We start from the raw sequence: 20,270 nt of genomic DNA on the forward strand, positions 1-20,270 counted from the left end.
TCAAGCACGATCTGCCGGGGCTGTGCTGATGCCGGCCCGGGGTGGCCGCGGCGGTTCCGCCGCCCCGTTCAACCGCACCTCGCGGGCAGTTGAACGGGCCTGGCGGGCACGTCACTCCGCGGCGCTGTCCAAGTGGCCGCGGCGTACGGCCTCGACGCCCGCCTGGAAGCGGCTGCGGGCCTCCAGCTGGGTGAGCAGGCCCGACACGGTCCTGCGCACGGTCCGGGCCGAGACCCCGAGCTGGTGGGCGATCGCGTCATCGGTGAGCCCGCGCGCCATCAGGCGCAGCACTTCGGCCTGGTGCGAGGTCAGGTCCTCCGGAGCCCGCTCCGGACTCACGCCCAGGGGCTGTGCCGACTGCCATACGGACTCGAAGAGCGCCGATATCAGCGTGATGGTGCCCGCGTTCTCCACCATCACCGCGCCTGCTCCGGTGTTCTGGCTGTCGGTCGCGATGAGGGCGATGCGCTGGTCGACGAGAATGAGACGGTTGGGCAGGGAGGGAGCAGTACGGATCATGCCCCCGTGGGCGACCAGCCATTCGGCATGGGCGACGGTGGGCGCATCGCGCCGGATGCTGTCGAGATAGACGGTGCGCATGCGGATTCCCTGTTCGAGCAACCGCAGGTTGAGAGGCCGTGACGCGACCATGTTCTCCGGCGTCTGCGGCCCCCCGGGGGCGAACGTCAGGAATTCTTCCTGTACTTGCGTCGTGAGAATCTCTATCTGTTCCCTGATGGCGTCGACGCCCGCCACGTAGTGGAATCCCGCCCCGGCTCCCGGAGCGTACTGATGGGCGAACTGGGCCATCGTCTCCGCGACCACCGCGCGGCTCGCCTCGACGCGCTGCTGATGCGCGGCCAATTCGGCCTGTTGCTGGGCAAGCAGGGCTTCCAGACCGAGGAGGGGGTTTACCGGACGTACCTGGGTGTGGTCCTCTGTCGAGCGTCGGACGAGCGCGAGCCGGCTCAACCGGTCGAGCGCATCACGCACCGCGTCGGCCGGCAGTCCGAGGGAGTCCGCCCAATCGGCGACGCCTCCCTCCGGGCGGGACAGCATGGTCCGGTACACGACCTCCGCGACCGAATCGATGCCCAGTCCAGAAAGCAATGGGACTCCCCCCTGGATGTCCGATTCCCTGAATGCAAACCGATAGGTAACCCCGGAGATTACATGAAGGCCCAGGTCCGAGCAGTGATGGGGATTACGTGCGGCTCCACCGCGCCAGGGGTCCTTGCGGCAAGGAACGTCGTGGCACGCGCGCCGCGAATGTCCACTTTCTTACGGTAGGTAAAGTTTTGTACCTCGTTCACGTCTACCTGGCGCCCCACCCGGCCGGTACGGCGCTGCCCATGGACGTGGCGGCACTCGTCACCCGGGCCGCCGCGCGGGCCCCGGAGATCCTGCACGTCACCGTGCACCCGACGGACGGACCCGGTCCGGTCATCGGCGTCTACCTCAGGTCGGCGGCGCCCGAGCTCGCCGAGTCCGCGGCACGTGTGGCCTGGTGGAGAGCCGTGGGCGAACGGCCGTGGCTGGGCGAGTGGTCCCTGCTGCGGGCGTCGGTGTCCCTGGCACCGGACAGCGTCGGATGATCCCCGTCCGGGCCGATTCGTACCGTGCGAGCAGCCGTCTTCCTGTCCACATGCGGACATGACCGCTCTGCCCCTCCCCGGAACCCTTCACTCCCCCCTTGTGTACCGGCCATATTCGGTGTCGGGGCCGATCGGAGCCCCGGAGAACGTGGTACGAGGGGGAACAGAAAGATGATGACGGTTCGTCGGGTCGCAGGTTTCGGTGTCGCGGTCGCTGCTGTGCTGACGATGGCCCTGGGCGTGGCCGGGGTGGGCCCCGCACAGCCGGCGTCGCACCGGGTCCAGAGCCTGGCGGACGACGCGGGCTGGCAGTCGCCCACCCCCCGCACGGTGGCCGCTTCCGGTCAGCAGACGTTCCGGTACGACGCGGGCTGGCAGTGACGGTCCCACCCCGGGGGAGAACGGCCGCGGAGCACCTGCTCGCACTGCGGGACGAGCTGCCCCGGCTGCCGGTGGAGAGCGTTCCGGTGAAAGCACTGAAGATCAGCGGCTCTCCCCGTTCCAGGACGGAGAGTCCGGAACACGCACGCACGCTCCTGGAAGCCGGCGACCGGCTTCCACCGGTTCTGGTCCACCACCCGTCGATGGTGGTCATCGACGGGATCCACCGGGTCCGGGCGGCCGAGATGCGGGGCCGGGCCACCATCCCCGTCCGCTTCTTCCGCGGCAGTACGGAAGAGGGCCGGCTCCTGGCCGTGGCCCTGAACGTGACCCACGGCCTTCCCCTGTCCCTGGCGGAACGCACCGCAGCGGCCGAGCGCATCCTCGCCGCACACCCCACCTGGTCGGACCGGTCGGTGGCAGCGGTCGCGGGCCTCTCCGCCGGCAGGACGGCCGCCCTGCGCCGCAGGCTTCTCGGCACGCCCGGACCCGGCGCCGTGCGCGTGGGACGTGACGGCCGCGCAAGGCCCCTGGACCCCTCGCGGGGCCGGGAGCTGGCGGCCTCGCTCATCAGGAGCAATCCGCAGGCCTCACTGCGTGAGATCGCGAAGGAGGCCGGGATCTCTCCGGCCACCGTCGCGAAGGTAAGGGACCACCTGGCGCGCGAGGACGGCACGACCGTCCCCCCGGAGGGCTCGCGGGCCGCACAGGCCTCGGGGGCCTCGCGGGCAACCGGGGCCGGCATCGGCCGCGGCGCACCCGCCGCCGGCCGGGGACAGCCGTCGGACCTGGGCGAAATCCACCGGCTGCTGCGCGGTGATCCCTCGCTGCGCTTCACCGAATCAGGGCGCTCCGTACTGCGTCTCCTGGATTCCGGTGCCGCCGTCGCTCTGAACAGGGCAGAGATCGCGGCCAGTCTGCCCGCGCACTGCAAGACCGCCGTGGCCCAGCTCGCGCGGGCCTACGCGCAGAGCTGGCAGCTCCTCGCCAACGAGGTCGCACGGTGATCCGGACACCCCGGTCGCAGCCGTAGCGGACCGCCAAGAGTCCAACCCGAGTACCTGCACGTGTGCGGGGATGGAGATGCAATGCGAGTCAATCTTCTGGGGTCGTTCGAGATCTATGCCGGAGAAAGCTCCGTCAACACCGCACCTGCAGCCCAGAAAATGCGTCAGATCCTGGCCGTCCTGACACTGAACGCGAACAGGGTGGTGCGGTCGCATCAACTCGTCGACGAACTGTGGGAAGACAATCCGCCCGTCAGCGCCAGCACGGCGCTGCAGACGTACATCTATCAGATCAGGAAGAAGTTCGAGCTCGGCAGCCCGCGGCGCGGCGGCTCCCGCACGAACGCCGAGACGCCGTCCCTGAGCACGATCGACGGCGGGTACCAGCTGACGCTCGCCGCCGATCGCGTGGATGCGTTCCTCTTCGAGCCCCTCGTTTCCCGCGGGCGCAGGGAATTCCAGGCGGGCGACCACCAGCGCGCCCGCGACTCGGCGGCCGCGGCCATGGAACTGTGGCGCGATTCGGCCCTGGTGGACGTGCGCAAGGGCGCCATCCTGGAGGCCGAGGCGCTGCGCCTGGCCGAGCTGTACAGCAGTGCCAAGAACCTGCGCATCGAGGCGGATCTCCATCTCGGCCGCCACCACGAGCTCCTGGGGGAGCTCACGTCCCTGGCGGCACTCGAACCCACCAACGAGGGGGTACAGCGCAGCCTGATGACGGCGCTGTACCGAACGGACCGACGGGCGGACGCGCTGCGGGTGTTCCACCGTGCGCGCACCTCGATCGCCGATGAACTCGGACTCGATCCCTCACCCGAACTGCAGGCCCTGCACACGGCCATCCTCAACTCGGACGACTCCCTGCTGTCGTCGCCCCACCCGCCGCGTGCGGTCGCGGCCGTCTGCGCCCCCACCGTCCAGGCACCCTGCCATGTGCCCGCCCTGCAGGGCCGGCTGACCGGCCGGACGGGCCCGCTGGTCCGCATGGCCGGCGCGCTGACTCCCCAGCCGGCGACAGCGGAAAGGTCCCTCGTCGTCGTGGGCGGCGGACCTTCGTCGGGCAAGACCGAGCTCTGCCTCCACGCCGCCCAGCAGGTCAGGGACCACTACCCCGACGGGCAGCTGTTCGCCCGGCTCCTCGACGAGGACGACCGGCCGGTCGGTCACGCGGAGATCCTCCGCTCCTTCCTGCGCGGCCTCGGAGCGACCGGGGAACAGCTCGAACTCGACGTCACCGATCTCGGCCTGCTCTACCGCACGTGGACCGCCGACCGCCGGGTCCTCGTCGTGCTGGACGACGTGACCCGGGCGGAGGACCTCTCCGTGCTCCTGCCGTCCGGCACGGGATGCGGAGCACTGGTCAGCGGCCGGCGGCGGCTGTTCGTCCCCTCGGCCACCGAGCACATCACCCTCGACAGGCTTCCGCTCGACGACTGCCTGGAGGTCCTGCTGACCGCCGTCCCGGAACACCGGATCACCATGGACCCGGAGGGGGTCCGCTCTCTGGCCGAGCTCTGCCGGGGACTGCCCGGCGCACTCTTCGCCGTGACGTCGAAACTCCGGCTGCGCCCGCACTGGACCGCCCGTCAGGCGATCACCTGGATCACCGAGTCCTCCTACGCCCGTGAGGACCCGCTGGGCACCCGGGCCGGCCTCGACCGCACACTGGCCGCCGTGCCCGCCGAGGTCCGGGCGGCATTCCACACGCTGGCCGCCCACGGGGACCCGGCGCGCATCACCCCGGCAACCGCGGCCGTACTCCTCGGCACCGACGAGCACCACGCCGAAGCGCTGCTCGAAGAGCTCGTGGAGCTGTACCTCCTGAGCGCCTCCACGCCCTCGCCGGACGGGCGGTTCTCCTACGCGTGCGACTACTCCGGGCAGGCACCGCGGGAACACCGCATCTCCTGGGGAAGCCGTGCCGTACGCCCGGACCGCGCACTGGCGCCCCCCGCGGCGGCCTGAACGGCCCCGCCGCCCACTCCGGCCGACCCGCCCGCCCCACGCCCTCAAGGAACCCCTGTGAACGCCAAACCCATCGTGCTCGTCGCCGACCCGCTCTCTCCCGCCGCACTGGAAGCCCTCGGCCGCGACGTCGAGGTCCGCCGGTGCGACGGCACGGACCGGCCCGCCCTGCTGGCCGCCGTCCGTGACGCGGACGCGCTGCTCGTCCGCAGCGCCACGACCGTGGACGCCGAGGTCATCGGGTGCGCCGAGCGCCTCACGTTCATCGGCCGGGCCGGCGTCGGACTGGACAACGTCGACGTCCGGGAGGCCGAGCGGCGCGGCATCGCGGTGACCAACGCCCCCACCGCGAACGTGGTGTCCGCCGCCGAGCTGACCTGTGCGCTGATCATGGCCGCCGCGCGCAACATCGTCCCGGCCGGGACCGCCCTGAAGCAGGGCGACTGGAGCCGCAGCCGCCATACGGGCTTCGAGCTGTCCGGCAAGACGCTCGGTGTCATCGGCCTGGGCCGCATCGGCACCCTCGTCGCCGAGCGGATGGCGGCGTTCGGCATGGACATAGTCGCCCACGATCCGTACCGGCAGGGGGCTTCCCCGGACGGGATCAAGCTCATGTCCCTGGACGACCTGCTGCACCGTGCCGACGTCGTCACCGTCCATCTACCGAAGACCCCGGAGACCACCGGTCTGATCGGGCAGGCCGAGCTGGGGCGGATGAAGCCCACGGCGCTCGTCGTCAACGTCGCCCGGGGAGGCATCGTCGACGAGGACGCGCTGTATTCCGCGCTGAGCTCGGGGCGCATCGCCGGCGCCGCCCTGGACGTCTTCAGCCGTGAACCGTGCACCGGGTCACCGCTGTTCGGCCTGGAGAACGTCACGGTCACGCCGCACCTGGGCGCCGGCACCACGGAAGCGCAGGACCGGGCGGGAGTGACGGTCGCCCTTGCCGCACTGGCGGCGCTCCTGCCCGGGCCGACGGCCGCCGGGGGGCCGGACGGCGCGTGAGGAGGACGGCGCGTGAGGAGGACGGCGCGTGAGGAGGGCGGCGCATGAGGGGAGGCGGCGCCGCGGTCGGCCCGTTCCCGGCGCTCGCACGGTCACCGTCCTTCGACGGGGACGGTGTGAGCGTGCGACGCCGCGGCCGCTCCGTAGGCGCCCGGCCCGACCCGGCGTCTGCGGGCGCGGACCGCCAGCGCCGACAGCAGCATGCCCAGCCCGCACGCGATCGCGAGCAGCAGGCACGCGGCGGACAGGCCGGCGGCCAGAGCGTCCGCCGCCCCGTCCCCTTCCGAGCGCCGCGACTCTCCCACCGTCGCGTTGACCGTCGCGACGGCCGCCGTGAACGCTGCCGCGCCGATGTATCGCGCCATGTTCGAAATGCCCGAGGCCGCTCCCACGTCGTCGGCGGACACCGACGACGTGGACGCCGAACTCGCGGGCCCGTTGACGAGTCCCAGACCTGCGGCCATGAGCACGAGCGGCAGGACGAACGCCGCGTACCGCCAGTCGCCCTGGACGAACGACAGCAGCGCGCAGCCGGCCGTCGCCGCCGCGAAGCCGAGGGCGATCAGGGGGCCGATGCCCAGCCGCTGGACCATCCGGGGCACGAGCGGAGTGACCGCGATCAGCCCCACCGTCGCGGGCAGCGTGGCCAGGCCCGCCTCGAACGGGCTGAGCGCGAGCGTGGCGGGGTTCTGGAAGTAGAGGCTGACCAGATACATCAGACCGTTGATCACACCCGCGCTCAGCAGGATCCCGATCGTCGCCCCGATCAGTACGCGCTCCTTCAGCAGCCGCAGGTCGACCAGCGGTGCTTCGACCCGCCGCTCCACCGCGACGAACGCCACGCACGACACCGCCGCCAGCGCGAAGCATCCCAGCACCGCAGCCGACGTCCAGCCCCATGCGGCCCCCTCGCTGAGTGCGAGCAGCGCCGGGGCCAGCACGGCGGCGATCAGCACGGTCCCCGCGAAGTCGATCGAGCGACTGCGATCCGGATCGCGGGATTCGGCGACACCCTTCAACGTGACCGGTACGCAGGCGAGCGCCACTCCCGCGTCGATCCAGAACAGGCCCTGCCATCCCGTGCCGTCCACCAGCAGACCGCCGAGCAGCGGCCCGGCCGCGGCCCCCACCGCCGACGCACCGCCCCACAGCGTCACGGCCCGTACCTGCCCCGCTCCCGAGGTGGACACGGACAGCAGGCTCATTCCGCACGCCAGGATCGTGGCCCCCGCCGCCCCCTGGATCGCCCGGCCCGCGATCACCCCGCCCCCGCTGCCGGAGAGCGCGATGAGCACGCACGAGACGATGAACAGTGCCAAGCCGCCCAGGAAGACCAGCCGCCGTCCGAACACGTCGCCGAGGGCCCCCGAGGTGACGATCACCGCCGCGCCCACCAGGGAGTAGCCGGTGACGGCCCACTGCAGGATTTCCAGCGACGTGCCGGTGTCCGCGCTGATGGCCGGAAGCAGGATGCTCACCGCCGAGGTGTTCGCGTTGACGACGAGAGCCGAGACACACGTCGCGATCAGCACGGCGACGGGCGCCGGCCGGCCGGCGCCTCCGGGTCCCGCGTCATCTGCCTGGGCATCCACACCGGCAGATTCACACAGGCCTCGCCGCCTCGCAGTCCGGGAACGGACGCGGCGGCGGGCTCCGTGACCGCGGAACGCGAAGAGCCCCGCTGCAAGCAGCGGGGCTCTTCGACATCGTGCCCGGTGAGGCACTGGCGGAGGATACGAGATTCGAACTCGTGAGGGGTTGCCCCCAACACGCTTTCCAAGCGTGCGCCCTAGGCCACTAGGCGAATCCTCCGCCGCAAACAATACAAGACGTTGAGGGGTGCTCGCGAACGTGATCGTCACGGGGAGAGCAGGTCGGGGTCCGGCTCGATTCCGGGGCCTTCCATCCGCTAGGGTGGGGCCAGCCCCTCACGTGGCGCTATCTCACCCAACTCCCCCAGGGCCGGAAGGCAGCAAGGGTAAGTGGGCTCTGGCGGGTGCGTGGGGGGCGCTTTGCGTTCCGGGCGGGGTCCGGGAGGCCATCCAGGGGCTTCGGCGGGCCGCTGATGTCGGTGGGCCCGGATAACCTCGTATACGTGTCGTCCCTTGCGCTGTACCGCCGCTACCGCCCCGAGTCGTTCGCCGAGGTCATCGGGCAGGAGCATGTCACTGCCCCGCTGATGCAGGCCCTGCGCAACAACCGGGTCAATCACGCGTACCTGTTCAGCGGGCCGCGCGGCTGCGGCAAGACCACCAGCGCGCGCATCCTCGCCCGGTGCCTGAACTGTGAGCAGGGTCCCACCCCCACCCCCTGCGGGGAGTGCCAGTCCTGCCAGGACCTGGCCAGGAACGGGCCGGGGTCCATCGACGTCATCGAGATCGACGCCGCCTCGCACGGTGGTGTGGACGACGCCCGTGACCTGCGCGAGAAGGCCTTCTTCGGGCCGGCGTCCAGCCGCTACAAGATCTACATCATCGACGAGGCCCACATGGTCACCTCGGCGGGCTTCAACGCCCTGCTGAAGGTGGTCGAGGAGCCGCCGGAGCACCTCAAGTTCATCTTCGCCACCACGGAGCCGGAGAAGGTGATCGGGACCATCCGGTCCAGGACGCACCACTACCCCTTCCGGCTCGTGCCGCCCGGCACCCTGCGGGACTACCTGGGCGAGGTCTGCGGGCGCGAGGGCGCCCAGGTCGAGGACGGCGTGCTGCCGCTGGTCGTGCGCGCCGGCGCCGGGTCCGTACGTGACTCGATGTCCGTCATGGACCAGCTGCTCGCCGGCGCCGCCGACGACGGTGTGACGTATGCCATGGCCACCTCGCTGCTCGGCTACACCGACAGCTCGCTGCTCGACTCCGTCGTCGACGCCTTCGCGGCCGGGGACGGGGCGGCCGCGTTCGAGGTCGTCGACCGGGTCGTCGAGCGGGGCAACGACCCGCGCCGGTTCGTCGCCGACCTGCTGGAGCGGCTGCGCGACCTGGTGATCCTGGCCGCCGTGCCGGACGCCGGGGAGAAGGGGCTGATCGACGCCCCCGCCGATGTCGTGGAGCGGATGCAGGCCCAGGCGTCCGTGTTCGGGGCCGCCGAGCTGTCGCGCGCCGCCGACCTGGTCAACACCGGCCTCACCGAGATGCGGGGCGCGACCTCGCCGCGGCTGCAGCTGGAGCTGATCTGCGCCCGGGTGCTGCTGCCCGCCGCCTTCGACGACGAACGGTCCTTCCAGGCCCGGCTCGACCGGCTGGAGCGCAGCGGCCCGCCCGCCGCCGCAGCTTTCGCCGCGCCGCCGGCCGCCGCGCCCGCCATGGGCTACGTGCCCGGGCCCGAGGCGCATGCCATGGCGCCCGCCGGTCCCGGCGGGGGTGCGGCCGCCGCACGCGCCGCCGTGCCCGCGCCCGCCCCGGTGCAGGCTCCCGAGCCGGTCCAGGCCGCCCCGGCCCCCGCGCCCGCTGCCGCTCCCGCCCCGGCCGCCCCCGCCCCCGGCGCCTGGCCCGGCGCCGCGCAGCCCGGAAGCGGCGCGCCCGGTGCCTGGCCCGGCGCCACGGCCCCGGCCGCCGCCCCGGCTCCCGCCGCGGGTGCCTGGCCCGGCGCGGCCGCGTCCGCCCCGGCCCCGGCTCCCGCGCCCGCCGCCCCGGCCGCCGCCCCCGCTCCGGCCGCCGCTGCCGCGGCGCCCTCCCCCGGCATGGCCGCCGGGGCCGGGCAGGTGCAGGCGATGTGGCCCGGCGTGCTGGAGGCCGTCAAGAACCGCCGTCGTTTCACCTGGATCCTGCTCAGCCAGAACGCCCAGGTCACCGGATTCGACGGGACCACCCTCCAGCTGGGCTTCCCCAATGCCGGAGCCCGCGACAACTTCGCCAGCAGCGGCAGCGAGGACGTCCTGAAGGCGGTCCTGTCCGAGCAGTTCCAGGTCAACTGGAAGATCGAGGCCGTCGTGGGCGGCGGAGCACCGGCCCCGGTCCCGACCTCCTCGTACGGCAGCTCGTACGGGGCCCCGGCCGCGCCCGCCCCCGCCTACAGCCCGCCGCCGGCCCAGGCGCAGCAGCAGGCCCCCGCCCCGCAGGCCCCGTCCGCCCCGCAGTACACGCCGCAGCAGCCGTCCCAGCAGTCGGCTTCCGCCCCGCAGCCGCCCGTGCAGCAGGCGCCCCCGCCGGTCGCCCCCGAGGACGACTTCGCCGAGGAGGACGATCCCGACCTCGTCGAGAGCGCGCTGACCGGACACGACCTGATCGTGCGCGAGCTCGGAGCCACCGTTGTGGAGGAATACACAAATGAGTGACCGGTCCTGATTGGGTGGCCGCACGAAGGCGGCCGCGCCGTCCGGGCTAGTCTGAGCAGCGTGAAGGTCCTCGTCATCGGCGGCGGCGCCCGCGAACATGCCCTGTGCCGCTCTCTGTCCCTCGACCCCGACGTCTCCGCGCTGTACTGCGCTCCCGGCAACGCCGGCATCGCCGAGGTGGCCGAGCTCCGCCCGGTCGACGCCCTCGACGGCGGCGCCGTGGCCGCTCTCGCCACCGAACTCGAAGCCGGGCTGGTCGTCGTCGGTCCGGAGGCCCCGCTGGTCGCCGGCGTCGCCGACGCCGTGCGCGCCGCCGGGATCCCCGTCTTCGGCCCGTCCGCCGAGGCGGCGCAGCTCGAAGGCTCCAAGGCCTTCGCCAAGGACGTGATGGCCGCGGCCGGGGTCCCGACCGCGCGCAGCTACGTCTGCACCACCCCCGAAGAGGTGGACGAGGCCCTCGACGCCTTCGGCGCCCCGTACGTCGTCAAGGACGACGGCCTCGCCGCCGGCAAGGGCGTCGTGGTCACCGAGGACCTGGCCGCCGCCCGCGCTCACGCGCTGGGCTGCGACCGGGTGGTCATCGAGGAGTACCTCGACGGCCCCGAGGTCTCCCTCTTCGCCATCACCGACGGCGTCACCGTGGTCCCGCTCCAGCCGGCGCAGGACTTCAAGCGCGCCCTGGACGGCGACGAGGGCCCCAACACCGGCGGCATGGGCGCGTACTCCCCGCTGCCCTGGGCCGACCCGAAGCTGGTCGACGAGGTCATGGAGCTGGTCCTCCAGCCGACCGTCGACGAGCTCCGCCGCCGCGGCACCCCCTTCTCCGGGCTGCTCTACGCGGGCCTCGCGATCACCGGCCGCGGCACCCGGGTCATCGAGTTCAACGCGCGCTTCGGCGACCCCGAGACCCAGGTGGTCCTGGCCCGGCTGCGCACGCCCCTCGCGGGCGTCCTGCTGGGTGCCGCCAACGGCACCCTGGACGCCCTGCCCCCGCTGGTCTGGCGCGAGGACGCGGCCGTCACGGTGGTCATCGCCTCCCACAACTACCCCGAGACCCCCCGTACCGGGGACCCGATCGAAGGTCTGGCCGAGGTGGCCGCCGAGGACGGGCCGGACGCCTACGTGCTCCACGCCGGGACCCGGCGCGAGGGCGACGCGGTGGTCAGCGCGGGCGGCCGGGTGCTGTCGGTGACGGCGACCGGTTCCGATCTGGCGCAGGCGCGCGAGAAGGCGTATAAGGCGGTCGCGCGCATCCGTCTCGACGGCTCGCAGCACCGTACGGATATTGCGGCCAAGGCGGCCGAGGGCCGCTGACCAGCGGCTCCGCAGACCCGCGGGCCCGGTGTGCACCTCGTGCGCCCGGGCCCGCGGGCGTGTCCGCGTGCGACTGCATCCGGCCGCGTTCGAACGCATCCACCTTTGCCCAAAGCCATTCCATCGGGTGATCGTCACCCGGTCTGCCTGACGGCCGCGCAAGCCCCAACTAGGGTGCGATGCCAAGCATTCCGGCACTTGGCCCACCGGCATTGCGATGTCAGTGGCGGGTGTCACAGTGGGGGAGTGAGCAACGTCGCCGCAGGGCAGAGGGGGTGAGGTCCGGCCGTGTCCGGAACCGGTTCGATCATGCAAGCGGGCACACCGTCCGCGCGTTCCCGCGCTCTGGCCGTGCTGCGCGTGCGCAGCAGGGCCTCGGCCGTCGGGCTGCTGCCCGCCGCCCTCGCGGTGGTCCTGGTGGCCGCCCGGGCGACGGGCCGGCTGGCCGGTGACCCCTGGCCCACGGTGACCCTCGTCGTGTGCGTGGTCGCCGCGATCGTGCTGCTCGTCGGCGGCGCCTTCGCCGCGGTGGTGCTCCGGGCGAGCCCCGCCGTGACGCCGACCGTGCCGCTCTCGGAGGCCGCCGCGCCCGATCTCTACCGGCTGGTGCGGGACCTGGCCGACCGGATGGACGTGCCGCCGCCCTCCGCGATAGCCCTGACGCCGGACTGCGACAGCTGGCTGGAGGACCGCAGCCACGCGGCCCACCGCCGCGGCGCCGCCCGCGTCTTCGGCGGCGCGCCCGGACCCGCCGGGCCGGAGTCCGAGCCGGGCGCCGCCCCGGTGCTGGTGATCGGCTCGCCCTTCCTGTGGTGGATGCGGGTCGCGGAGCTACGGGCGGTCCTCGCGCCCGTCGTCGCCGGTACGGGCCCTTCCGCGCACCCGGACATAGCCGACGCGCGCGGGTTCGTACGCGGCCTGGACGCGGCCGTGGACGTGGGCGGCCGGCGCGGCCTCGGCTGGATCGCCCCGCCGGCCCGGCTGCTGCTGCGGCTGTGCCGGACGGACGCCGCCGAGATGGAGCGCGGGGTGGCCGCGGCCGCCTCGGAGCGTGCACAGGGTGTGGATTACGGGCTGCGCATCGTCGCCCAGGAACAGGTCGGCCTCGCCTACGCGGGCTGGGACCGGCTCCTGACCCGGGTCGCGCTGCCCGCCTGGCGGATGGGCCGCTGGCCGGCGCACCTCGACGCCGGGGTGGTCTCCGCGCTGACCGAGCTGTCCCGGCGGGACCGGCTGGCCGACGGGTTCACCTCGCGGCTGGGCGAGCGCCCCGCCTGCGACCTGCTGGAGCAGCCCGGACTGATCGACGAGGCGACCTCGCTGCTGGCCGCGCGGCTCTTCCACGGAGGTCCGGCCGAGGCAGGTCCGGACTGGTCCCCGGTGGACTGGGCGGCGTACCCGGAGGAGGTCGTGGACCGCAAGTGGCGGACGGAGGCGGCCCGCCTGCACGCGGCGCTGGACGCCCTGGCCGTCCCGGCGGGGCTGCCCGCCGGCCCTGCGGGATCCCCCGCACCGGCCGCTCAGGCCTCCCCCGCCGCCCCGAGCGGCTCCGCCGGGGCCGCGGCCCGCCCCGGCTCCTCGGGCGCCTCGGGAGCGGCCGGAGCGGCGGGCCCCGCCACGCTCGCGGCCGCCGACTCGCCCTCCCCCACCGGGGACGGCTTCGCCGGGCCCACCCTGGAGCGGGTGCTGGGCTACCTCACCGACCTCGGCGGCGAGGGCGCGGCCGGCGAGGCGCTGGCCGGCCGGATCACCGGGGAGCTGGCCCGCGAGGAGCGCGCCGCGGGACCTGCTGCCGGGGCCGGGAAGGCCCGTGGCGCGGACGCCGTCCCGCTGTTCCCGCTCCAGCCGCCGCGCAGCGGCCGGGACCTGCTGGCCGACCACGTCACGGCGATGGTGTGCTGCGCGGCCGTGGACTCGGCCGGGGCCACCCCCGGGCTGGACTGGCTCGACGGGCCGGTCCTGCTGGTGGGCGGCGACCGCCGCTCCGACCTGGCGCCGCGCGTGCTGTGCCTGGTCGAGGAGGGGAACCCGGAGCCGCTGAGGGACTGGCTCTCGGCCCTCGGCGTCCGCCCGGAGAAGCCGGTCCGCCTGGTCTGAGGCGGGTCGAGGACGGCCCCCGGGGAGGGCTGCGGCCCGTACGGGCAACCGGATGTCGATGTTCCGATCCCGTCAATTCGCGACGAACAGTGACGGACTGCGTGCGTTATGTGATGTGCTGGGACCGGTCGCGGCTGGATGCTCTGAAGCGGGTGCCGAGAAACACCGCCTCAGCTCACCCAGGAACCGGCTGCCGAAGCGATGTACGTCCGTTCGGGGGAGCGAGGGAGGGGAGCGGTCATGGGTGCGGACCAGATCCGGCGTTGGGAGTCAGGTGCGCTCGCGCACGCGGTGAACGACCCCTTCGGACAGGGCCCCCTGCCCTGGTTCCGGGGCAGTGAGCTGTACTTCGACGACACCGGCCAGGTCGTGCCCTGGTACGTGGACCCGGCCGCCGCGGCGGCGGGCACCGGCCAGATCCCCCGCGCCCGCGGCAACGGCGGTCCCCGCACCGCCGACGACGTGCACCGCCAGATCAAGGGCTTCGCGTCCACCGGCGCCGTCACCCCCGGCGAGGCCATCGACTTCCACATCACCGTCGACCCGCCCCAGCAGTTCTCCGTGGACGTCTACCGGATCGGCCACTACGGCGGCGACGGAGCCTCCAAGATCACCACTAGCCCCCGGCTCTCCGGCATCGTCCAGCCGGCCCCGCTCGCCGCCGACCGCACCGTCTCCTGCCACCACTGGTGGCTGTCCTGGCGCCTCCAGGTCCCCTCCTACTGGAGCGTCGGCGCGTACGTCGCCGTGCTCACCACCGCCGACGGCTACCGCTCGCACATCCCCTTCACGGTCCGCGACGACCACCCCGCCGACCTCCTGCTCCTGCTCCCCGACATCACCTGGCAGGCCTACAACCTGTATCCGGAGGACGGCCGCAGCGGCGCCAGCCTCTACCACGCCTGGGACGAGGAGGGCCGGCTGCTCGGCGAGCAGGACGCCGCCGTCACCGTGTCCTTCGACCGCCCCTACGCGGGCGCGGGCCTGCCCCTGCACGTCGGCCACGCCTACGACTTCATCCGCTGGGCCGAGCGCTACGGCTACGACATCGCCTACGCCGACACCCGCGACCTGCACGCCGGCCGGGTGGACCCCACCCGCTACCGCGGCCTGGTCTTCCCCGGCCACGACGAGTACTGGTCGGCCCCCATGCGCCGCACCGTCGAGCGCGCCCGCCGGCACGGCACCTCGCTCGTCTTCCTCTCCGCCAACACCATGTACTGGCAGGTCGAGCTCGGCCCGTCGCCCTCCGGGGTCGACGACCGGCTCCTCACCTGCCGAAAACGGCGCGGCCCGGGCCGCCCCAGCCTGTGGCGCGAGGTCGACCGCCCGGAGCAGCAGCTGCTCGGCATCCAGTACGCGGGCCGGGTCCCCGAACCCGCGCCCCTGATCGTGCGCAACGCCACCCACTGGCTCTGGGACTCCACCGGCGCGGGCGAGAACGACGAGCTGCCCGGCCTGGTCGCGGGTGAGGCCGACCGCTATTTCCCGCGCACCCAGCTCCCCGAGCACCAGGACCGGATCCTGCTGGCGCACTCCCCGTACCTCGACAGCGAGGGCCACCGCCGCCACCAGGAGACCTCCCTCTACCGGGCGCCCAGCGGCGCGCTGGTCTTCGCCTCCGGCACCTTCGCCTGGTCCCCGGCACTCGACCGCCCCGGCCACGTCGACGAGCGCGTGCAGCGGGCCACGGCCAATCTCCTCGACCGGATCTGCAAGCACGACTGACCCTGCGACCGGCCCGCGACCGGCCCCGCGACGGCCCGCGACCGGCCCCGCGACGGCCCGCGACCGGCCCCGCGACGGCCCGCGACCGGCCCCGCGACGGCCCGCGACCGACGCCGCGAACGGCCCGCGGCGCGGACCCCTGTCCACGGGAGGGGACACCGGTGCGCGAGAATCGGGGTGCGCTTCATACAGAACCACAGGGAGACCCCGTGTCCGGATTCGTCGAAAAGCCCGAGCCGGTTCAGGTTCCGGGCCTCGTCCACCTCCACACCGGCAAGGTGCGCGACCTCTACCGTGACGAGGACGGCCGCCTCGTCATGGTCGCCAGCGACCGCATGTCCGCCTTCGACTGGGTGCTGCCCACCGAGATCCCGGACAAGGGCCGCGTCCTGACGCAGCTCTCCCTGTGGTGGTTCGACCAGCTCGCGGACCTCGTCCCGAACCACGTCATCTCCACCGACCTGCCCGCCGGCGCCCCCGCCGACTGGGCCGGCCGCACCCTGATCTGCAAGAACCTCGACATGGTCCCGGTCGAGTGCGTGGCCCGCGGCTACCTCACCGGCTCCGGCCTCGTCGAGTACGACCAGACCCGCACGGTCTGCGGGCTGGCCCTCCCCGAGGGGCTCGTGGACGGCTCCGAGCTGCCCGCCCCGATCTTCACCCCGGCCGCCAAGGCCGCCGTCGGCGAGCACGACGAGAACGTCTCCTACGAGGAGGTCGCGCGCACCGCCGGCGCCGAGACGGCGGCGCTGCTGCGCCAGACCACCCTCGCCGTGTACACCCGCGCCCGGGAGATCGCGCGCGAGCGCGGGATCATCCTGGCGGACACCAAGTTCGAGTTCGGTTTCGACCCGAAGGACGGCACCCTGGTCGCCGCCGACGAGGTGCTGACCCCGGACTCCTCCCGCTTCTGGCCGGCCGACCAGTGGGAGCCGGGCCGCTCGCAGCCCTCCTTCGACAAGCAGTACGTCCGCGACTGGCTGACCTCCCCCGAGTCCGGCTGGGACCGCAAGGGCGAGCTCCCGCCGCCGGCCCTCCCGGCGGAGGTCGTCGCCCGGACCAGCGCCAAGTACATCGAGGCCTTCGAGCGCCTCACCGGCCAGTCCTGGTCGTAGAGACGCAGGGACGAGAGAAGCCCCCCGGTCCGAGGACCGGGGGGCTTCTTCGTTACAGAGCGGACAACGCGACTCGAACGCGCGACATCCACCTTGGCAAGGTGGTGCTCTACCAACTGAGCTATGTCCGCAGGTGCGCCGTAACGCGAGAACTACTATACCCAACCTCGCTCGCGTGCGAGACGCACTGCCGTGTGCCGGTTCTCCGCGCCCAGCTTCGTCGCCGCCGAGGACAGGTAGTTGCGTACCGTCCCCTGCGACAGCGAGGCTCGCTCCGCGATCTCCGCGATCGGTGCCCCGTCCGCCGCGAGTTCGAGCACTTCCGCCTCCCGCGCGGTCAGCGGCGAGTCCCCCGCGCTGATCGCGTCGGCCGCCAACTCCGGGTCCACATAACGGCCTCCGGCGTGCACGGTGCGGATCAGCTCGGCCAGCCGCTGTGCCGAAACGGTCTTCGGGGCGAAGGCCCGCACCCCCGCCGCCAGTGCCCTCTTCAGGTGCCCGGGACGGCCGTGACTGGTCACGATCATGGTCTTGCAGCCGGGCAGTTCGGCCCGCAGCGATGTGGCGACACTCACACCGTCCGCCCCCGGCATCTGCAGGTCCAGCACCGCCACGTCCGGCCGGTGGGCCCGCGCCATCGCCAGCGCCTCGGGGCCCGAGGCCGCCTCCGCGACGACGAGGAGGTCGTCCTCCAGCGCGAGCAGCGCCGCCAACGCGCCCCGGATCAGATGCTCGTCGTCGGCGAGCAGTACGCGTACGGGGCTCACGCCCGCACCTCCAGTTCTTGCAGTCGTCGGTCCGGGATCTGTGCCAGCAGCCGGAAGCGGCCGTCGCCGACCGGCCCCGCCTGCAACGTCCCGTCCAGGGCCGCGAGTCGTTCCCGCAGCCCGGCCAGCCCCGAGCCCGGCGGCCCGGCCGGGGTCTCGGGCGCCCCGTCGTTCTCCACCACCAGCGTCACGGAGCCCGTCTCCGCGGCGGTCAGCCGGATCAGGCAGCGGTGCGCGTCCCCGTGCCGCAGGATGTTCGTCGTCGCCTCCCGCACCACCCAGCCGAGGGCCGACTGGACCTCGGCCGGCAGCTCCCTGCCCCGCGCGGCCCGGAAGTCCACGCGGCAGTCCATTCCGGCCGCGCTGAGCACCCCGCGCGCGCCTTCCAGTTCCACCGAGAGGTCCGCCTCCCGGTAGCCCCGCACCACGTCCCGTACCTCCCGCTGGGACTCCTGGGCGATCCGCTGCACCTCGATCATCTGCTCCACCGCTTCGGGCCGTTCGCGCCGGGCCAGCTGTATCGCCAGCTCGCTCTTGAGCGCGATCACCGCCAGGTTGCGGCCCATCACGTCGTGCAGGTCGCGGCCGAACCGCAGGCGCTCCTCCGCCACCGCGAGGCGTGACTGCACCTCGCGGGCCTGGTCGAGCTCGTGGACGGTCCTCAGCAGCCAGGCCGAGAACCCGCTGGTGGCGGTGAAGAACAGGCAGCACAGCAGCACCCCGAGGAAGTACCCCAGAGCATGTGCGGCCGGGAGGCCCAGGGCGAGCACCGTCACCCCCGTCCCGGTCGCCGCGACGGGGGCGACGTACCGCATGGTCCGCACCGATCGCATGCAGAGCACCAGCGATCCGGTCGTGAAACAGGTGAGCCCCAGCACCAGCATCGGAGCCAGCGCCGGCTCGTCGATCTTCCCGGCCGCCTTCAGGGCGAGGATTCCCAGGACGGCCGCGGCCGTCAGGGAGGCGGTGGTCACCGCCGACCGGGTGGGGCGTTCGCGCCGCCCCGCCACCCAGGTGAGCGCCTTGGAGGCGAGCACCCCGCACAGCACCGCATGGGCGCACAGCAGCAGGAAGAGCGAGAGGGGCAGCGCCAGGTCGGAGGGGTCCTCGGCGGCGGCGCCCAACGCCGGCAGTCCGAACGACGTGATTTCGATGAGCACGAACAGGTGGAACGACCACCGCGTGTACAGCTCGACCTTCCCCGCACTGCTGCGGTTCTTCCACCACCCCGTCATCTTCGACACGGTTCCCGTCCCCCGACTCGCTCTACCGGCGCGGTTCCCAGCGGAACCACCGCGGAACAGCAAACACGGAGTTGACCGTCCAGGCCAGCGTGACCAGGGAGGCCCCCACCAGGTCCGCGTCCCCCGCGCCGCTCCACCCGGCCCGTACCAGGGTCATCACGCCGCTCAGCGGCAGCAGTTCGCACAGCGAGGCCACCACGTCCGGCAGCGAGTCGGCCGGGAGGAAGAGCCCCGAGCCGAGCGCGGTCGCCAGGAACAGCGGCAGCGTGGTGAGGCCCGCCGTCTCCACGGTGCGGGTGACGGAACTGGTCAGCGCGGACAGCCCGGCCAGCACCACGATGCCGGCGAGGACGGCCACCACGAGCAGCAAGGGGTTGCGCGGCATGGGCACGTCCAGGACGGCCGCTCCGGCCACGGCGAGGACGACGATCTGCCCGAGCGCCAGGACGGCGGCGGGCAGGGCGGTCCCGGCGAGGATCTCCATGTCGGTCGCCTCACCGGTACGGAGCCGCTTGAGGACGAGCTCCTCGCGCCGGGCGACGTAGGCGGACACCAGGTTCATGTGGACGACGAGGATCAGCACCATGCCGATCCCGCCCGTGAGGGTGGCCACGCCGACCGCCTCGGCGCCCTCGGCCCCGCTCAGAGAGGAGCGCAGGACGAACACCATCAGCAGGGGCATCAGGACGGCCAGGCTGAGCGCCGCCCGGTTGCGCACCAGCAGGGTGAGCTCCGAGCGGCCGAGCGCGGTGAGCCGGCCGGGGTTCAGGGTGAGCATGGTCATCGGGTCCCCGCCTTCGCGTCGTCCTCGGTGCGGCAGCCGGCGGTGCGCCGGTCCTCCGCGATCTCCAGGAACGCCTCCTCCAGGGAGGCGGACCGGGCGTCGAGCCCGGCCAGTTCCACGCCGCCCTCCCGGGCCCAGTCCAGCAGTTCGGCCAGGTCGGCCTGGAGGCGTTCGGTACGGATCTCCACGCGCCGGCCGTGGGCCGCCGCGCGCAGCCCCAGCGGGAGCCTGGCCGCCGGCACCCCGGCCGGCAGGGTGAAGCGGATCCGGGCCGGCCGGGTGGCGGTCACCTCGGCCGGAGTGCCGGAGAGGACGAGTTCGCCCTCGTGGAGGATGGCGAGCCGGTCCGCGAGCTCCTCGGCCTCCTCCAGGTAGTGCGTGGTCAGCAGCACCGTGGTGCCCTGCGCCCGCAGCTCCCGGACCAGCGCCCAGGTGTCCCGGCGGCCCTCCGGGTCCATGCCGGTGGTGGGTTCGTCCAGGAAGAGCACCTCGGGCCGGCCGAGCAGGGCCAGCGCCAGGTCCAGGCGCCGCCGTTCCCCGCCGGACAGCTGCTTGACGCGTACGGAGGACCGCGCGGCCAGGCCGACCAGTTCCAGCACCTCCGCCGCCGGGCGGGCGCCGGTGGTGACCCCGCCCCACATCCGGACGGTCTCGGTCACCGTCAGGTCGGAGGGGAAGCCGCCCTCCTGGAGCATGACCCCGGTGCGCGGACGGACCTCGCCGCGCCGCGTGTACGGGTCGAGCCCGAAGACGCGCACCCGGCCCTCGCTCGGCGCGGCCAGCCCCTCCAGCAGTTCGACGGTGGAGGTCTTGCCCGCCCCGTTGGTGCCGAGCAGGGCGAAGATCTCGCCCCGGGCCACGGAGAAGGAGACGCCCCGTACGGCCTCGAATCCCCCTGCGTAGCCGCGGCGCAGGCCCTCGGCTTCGATCACGGTCTCAGTCATGTTCCAAGGCTCGCGGCGCCGGAGCCCGGTCGGCAGTGCGCGCTGTCACCG

15 protein-coding genes, 2 tRNA genes, 1 other RNA gene and 1 pseudogene are annotated in these 20,270 nt (G+C 73.2%); 11 read left to right on the plus strand and 8 right to left on the minus strand.

The annotated features are described in order from the left end of the window. Nucleotides 1-111: 111 nt before the first annotated feature. A complete protein-coding gene (locus KO717_RS19180; protein ID WP_301369273.1) occupies nucleotides 112-1,110 on the minus strand; it encodes a helix-turn-helix transcriptional regulator in 999 nt (332 codons plus the stop codon). A gap of 188 nt (nucleotides 1,111-1,298) precedes the next feature. Here KO717_RS19180 and KO717_RS19185 point away from each other — a divergent pair, with 188 nt between their 5' ends. The 5 genes and pseudogenes from KO717_RS19185 to KO717_RS19205 all read left to right on the plus strand — a co-directional run. After that, the gene (locus KO717_RS19185; protein ID WP_301369274.1) at nucleotides 1,299-1,595 is read left to right on the plus strand and encodes a hypothetical protein; all 297 of its coding nucleotides are present in this window, start codon (nucleotides 1,299-1,301) and stop codon (nucleotides 1,593-1,595) included. A gap of 171 nt (nucleotides 1,596-1,766) precedes the next feature. Then, nucleotides 1,767-1,976, plus strand: a complete 210-nt coding sequence (locus tag KO717_RS19190) for a hypothetical protein (RefSeq protein WP_301369275.1) — start codon at nucleotides 1,767-1,769, stop codon at nucleotides 1,974-1,976. Then, complete coding sequence (locus tag KO717_RS19195; protein ID WP_301369276.1) at nucleotides 1,973-2,983, plus strand: ParB/RepB/Spo0J family partition protein; 1,011 nt, start codon at nucleotides 1,973-1,975, stop codon at nucleotides 2,981-2,983. The genes KO717_RS19190 and KO717_RS19195 overlap by 4 nt, the downstream gene beginning before the upstream one ends. A gap of 81 nt (nucleotides 2,984-3,064) precedes the next feature. Continuing rightward, nucleotides 3,065-4,948, plus strand: a complete 1,884-nt coding sequence (locus tag KO717_RS19200) for an AfsR/SARP family transcriptional regulator (RefSeq protein ID WP_301369277.1) — start codon at nucleotides 3,065-3,067, stop codon at nucleotides 4,946-4,948. A 57-nt stretch (nucleotides 4,949-5,005) separates the two neighbouring features. Next, nucleotides 5,006-5,911 (plus strand): annotated as a pseudogene (locus KO717_RS19205) (hydroxyacid dehydrogenase); the annotation flags it as partial. Nucleotides 5,912-6,045: 134 nt separating this feature from the next. Here KO717_RS19205 and KO717_RS19210 read toward each other — a convergent pair. Both KO717_RS19210 and KO717_RS19215 read right to left on the minus strand, forming a co-directional pair. Next, nucleotides 6,046-7,545 (minus strand): MFS transporter, encoded by a 1,500-nt coding sequence (locus KO717_RS19210; RefSeq protein ID WP_301369281.1) that lies wholly within the window; start codon nucleotides 7,543-7,545, stop codon nucleotides 6,046-6,048. A gap of 132 nt (nucleotides 7,546-7,677) precedes the next feature. After that, a tRNA-Ser gene (locus KO717_RS19215) sits at nucleotides 7,678-7,765 on the minus strand. A 107-nt stretch (nucleotides 7,766-7,872) separates the two neighbouring features. On the opposite strand from KO717_RS19215, the gene ffs reads away from it, so the two are divergent. The 6 genes from ffs to KO717_RS19245 all read left to right on the plus strand — a co-directional run bounded on the left by ffs (nucleotide 7,873) and on the right by KO717_RS19245 (nucleotide 16,480). Further along, an RNA gene (gene ffs / locus KO717_RS19220) (signal recognition particle sRNA small type) lies at nucleotides 7,873-7,971 on the plus strand. A 77-nt stretch (nucleotides 7,972-8,048) separates the two neighbouring features. Then, on the plus strand, nucleotides 8,049-10,226 hold the full coding sequence (locus tag KO717_RS19225) for a DNA polymerase III subunit gamma and tau (RefSeq protein ID WP_301369283.1): 2,178 nt from the start codon (nucleotides 8,049-8,051) through the stop codon (nucleotides 10,224-10,226). A gap of 60 nt (nucleotides 10,227-10,286) precedes the next feature. Continuing rightward, nucleotides 10,287-11,540 carry a phosphoribosylamine--glycine ligase gene (purD, locus tag KO717_RS19230; protein ID WP_301369285.1) on the plus strand — a complete coding sequence of 418 codons (1,254 nt, stop codon included), beginning with the start codon at nucleotides 10,287-10,289 and terminating at the stop codon, nucleotides 11,538-11,540. Between the two features lie 309 nt (nucleotides 11,541-11,849). Then, complete coding sequence (locus KO717_RS19235; RefSeq protein WP_301369287.1) at nucleotides 11,850-13,637, plus strand: hypothetical protein; 1,788 nt, start codon at nucleotides 11,850-11,852, stop codon at nucleotides 13,635-13,637. Nucleotides 13,638-13,877: 240 nt separating this feature from the next. Next, complete coding sequence (locus tag KO717_RS19240) at nucleotides 13,878-15,365, plus strand: N,N-dimethylformamidase beta subunit family domain-containing protein (protein ID WP_301369289.1); 1,488 nt, start codon at nucleotides 13,878-13,880, stop codon at nucleotides 15,363-15,365. A 209-nt stretch (nucleotides 15,366-15,574) separates the two neighbouring features. Continuing rightward, the gene (locus tag KO717_RS19245; protein WP_301369290.1) at nucleotides 15,575-16,480 is read left to right on the plus strand and encodes a phosphoribosylaminoimidazolesuccinocarboxamide synthase; all 906 of its coding nucleotides are present in this window, start codon (nucleotides 15,575-15,577) and stop codon (nucleotides 16,478-16,480) included. A gap of 58 nt (nucleotides 16,481-16,538) precedes the next feature. Here KO717_RS19245 and KO717_RS19250 read toward each other — a convergent pair. The 5 genes from KO717_RS19250 to KO717_RS19270 all read right to left on the minus strand — a co-directional run bounded on the left by KO717_RS19250 (nucleotide 16,539) and on the right by KO717_RS19270 (nucleotide 20,219). Next, nucleotides 16,539-16,611 (minus strand) — tRNA-Gly (locus KO717_RS19250). A gap of 24 nt (nucleotides 16,612-16,635) precedes the next feature. Further along, entirely contained in the window at nucleotides 16,636-17,247 is a 612-nt protein-coding gene (locus tag KO717_RS19255; protein ID WP_030009443.1) for a response regulator transcription factor, read from the minus strand. After that, nucleotides 17,244-18,491: a sensor histidine kinase gene (locus KO717_RS19260; RefSeq protein WP_301369293.1), complete on the minus strand. Its 1,248-nt coding sequence runs from the start codon at nucleotides 18,489-18,491 to the stop codon at nucleotides 17,244-17,246. Before KO717_RS19260 ends, KO717_RS19255 begins: the two co-directional genes overlap by 4 nt. Nucleotides 18,492-18,513: 22 nt before the next feature. Then, nucleotides 18,514-19,275 (minus strand): ABC transporter permease, encoded by a 762-nt coding sequence (locus tag KO717_RS19265; protein WP_301369294.1) that lies wholly within the window; start codon nucleotides 19,273-19,275, stop codon nucleotides 18,514-18,516. Then, complete coding sequence (locus KO717_RS19270) at nucleotides 19,272-20,219, minus strand: ABC transporter ATP-binding protein (protein WP_301369295.1); 948 nt, start codon at nucleotides 20,217-20,219, stop codon at nucleotides 19,272-19,274. The genes KO717_RS19265 and KO717_RS19270 overlap by 4 nt, the downstream gene beginning before the upstream one ends. Between the last annotated feature and the right edge of the window lie 51 nt (nucleotides 20,220-20,270).

The organism is Streptomyces xanthophaeus (genome assembly GCF_030440515.1).
Classification (GTDB): Bacteria; Actinomycetota; Actinomycetes; order Streptomycetales; family Streptomycetaceae; genus Streptomyces; species Streptomyces kutzneri.

What these genes read in the sequence shown, in the direction of transcription:
- KO717_RS19235 (WP_301369287.1), top strand. Translation starts at nt 11,850, where the DNA reads ATGCAAGCGGGCACACCGTCCGCGCGTTCCCGCGCTCTGGCCGTGCTG.
- KO717_RS19190 (WP_301369275.1), top strand. Translation starts at nt 1,767, where the DNA reads ATGATGACGGTTCGTCGGGTCGCAGGTTTCGGTGTCGCGGTCGCTGCT.
- KO717_RS19240 (WP_301369289.1), top strand. Translation starts at nt 13,878, where the DNA reads ATGGGTGCGGACCAGATCCGGCGTTGGGAGTCAGGTGCGCTCGCGCAC.
- KO717_RS19200 (WP_301369277.1), top strand. Translation starts at nt 3,065, where the DNA reads ATGCGAGTCAATCTTCTGGGGTCGTTCGAGATCTATGCCGGAGAAAGC.
- KO717_RS19270 (WP_301369295.1), bottom strand. Translation starts at nt 20,219, where the DNA reads ATGACTGAGACCGTGATCGAAGCCGAGGGCCTGCGCCGCGGCTACGCA.
- KO717_RS19265 (WP_301369294.1), bottom strand. Translation starts at nt 19,275, where the DNA reads ATGACCATGCTCACCCTGAACCCCGGCCGGCTCACCGCGCTCGGCCGC.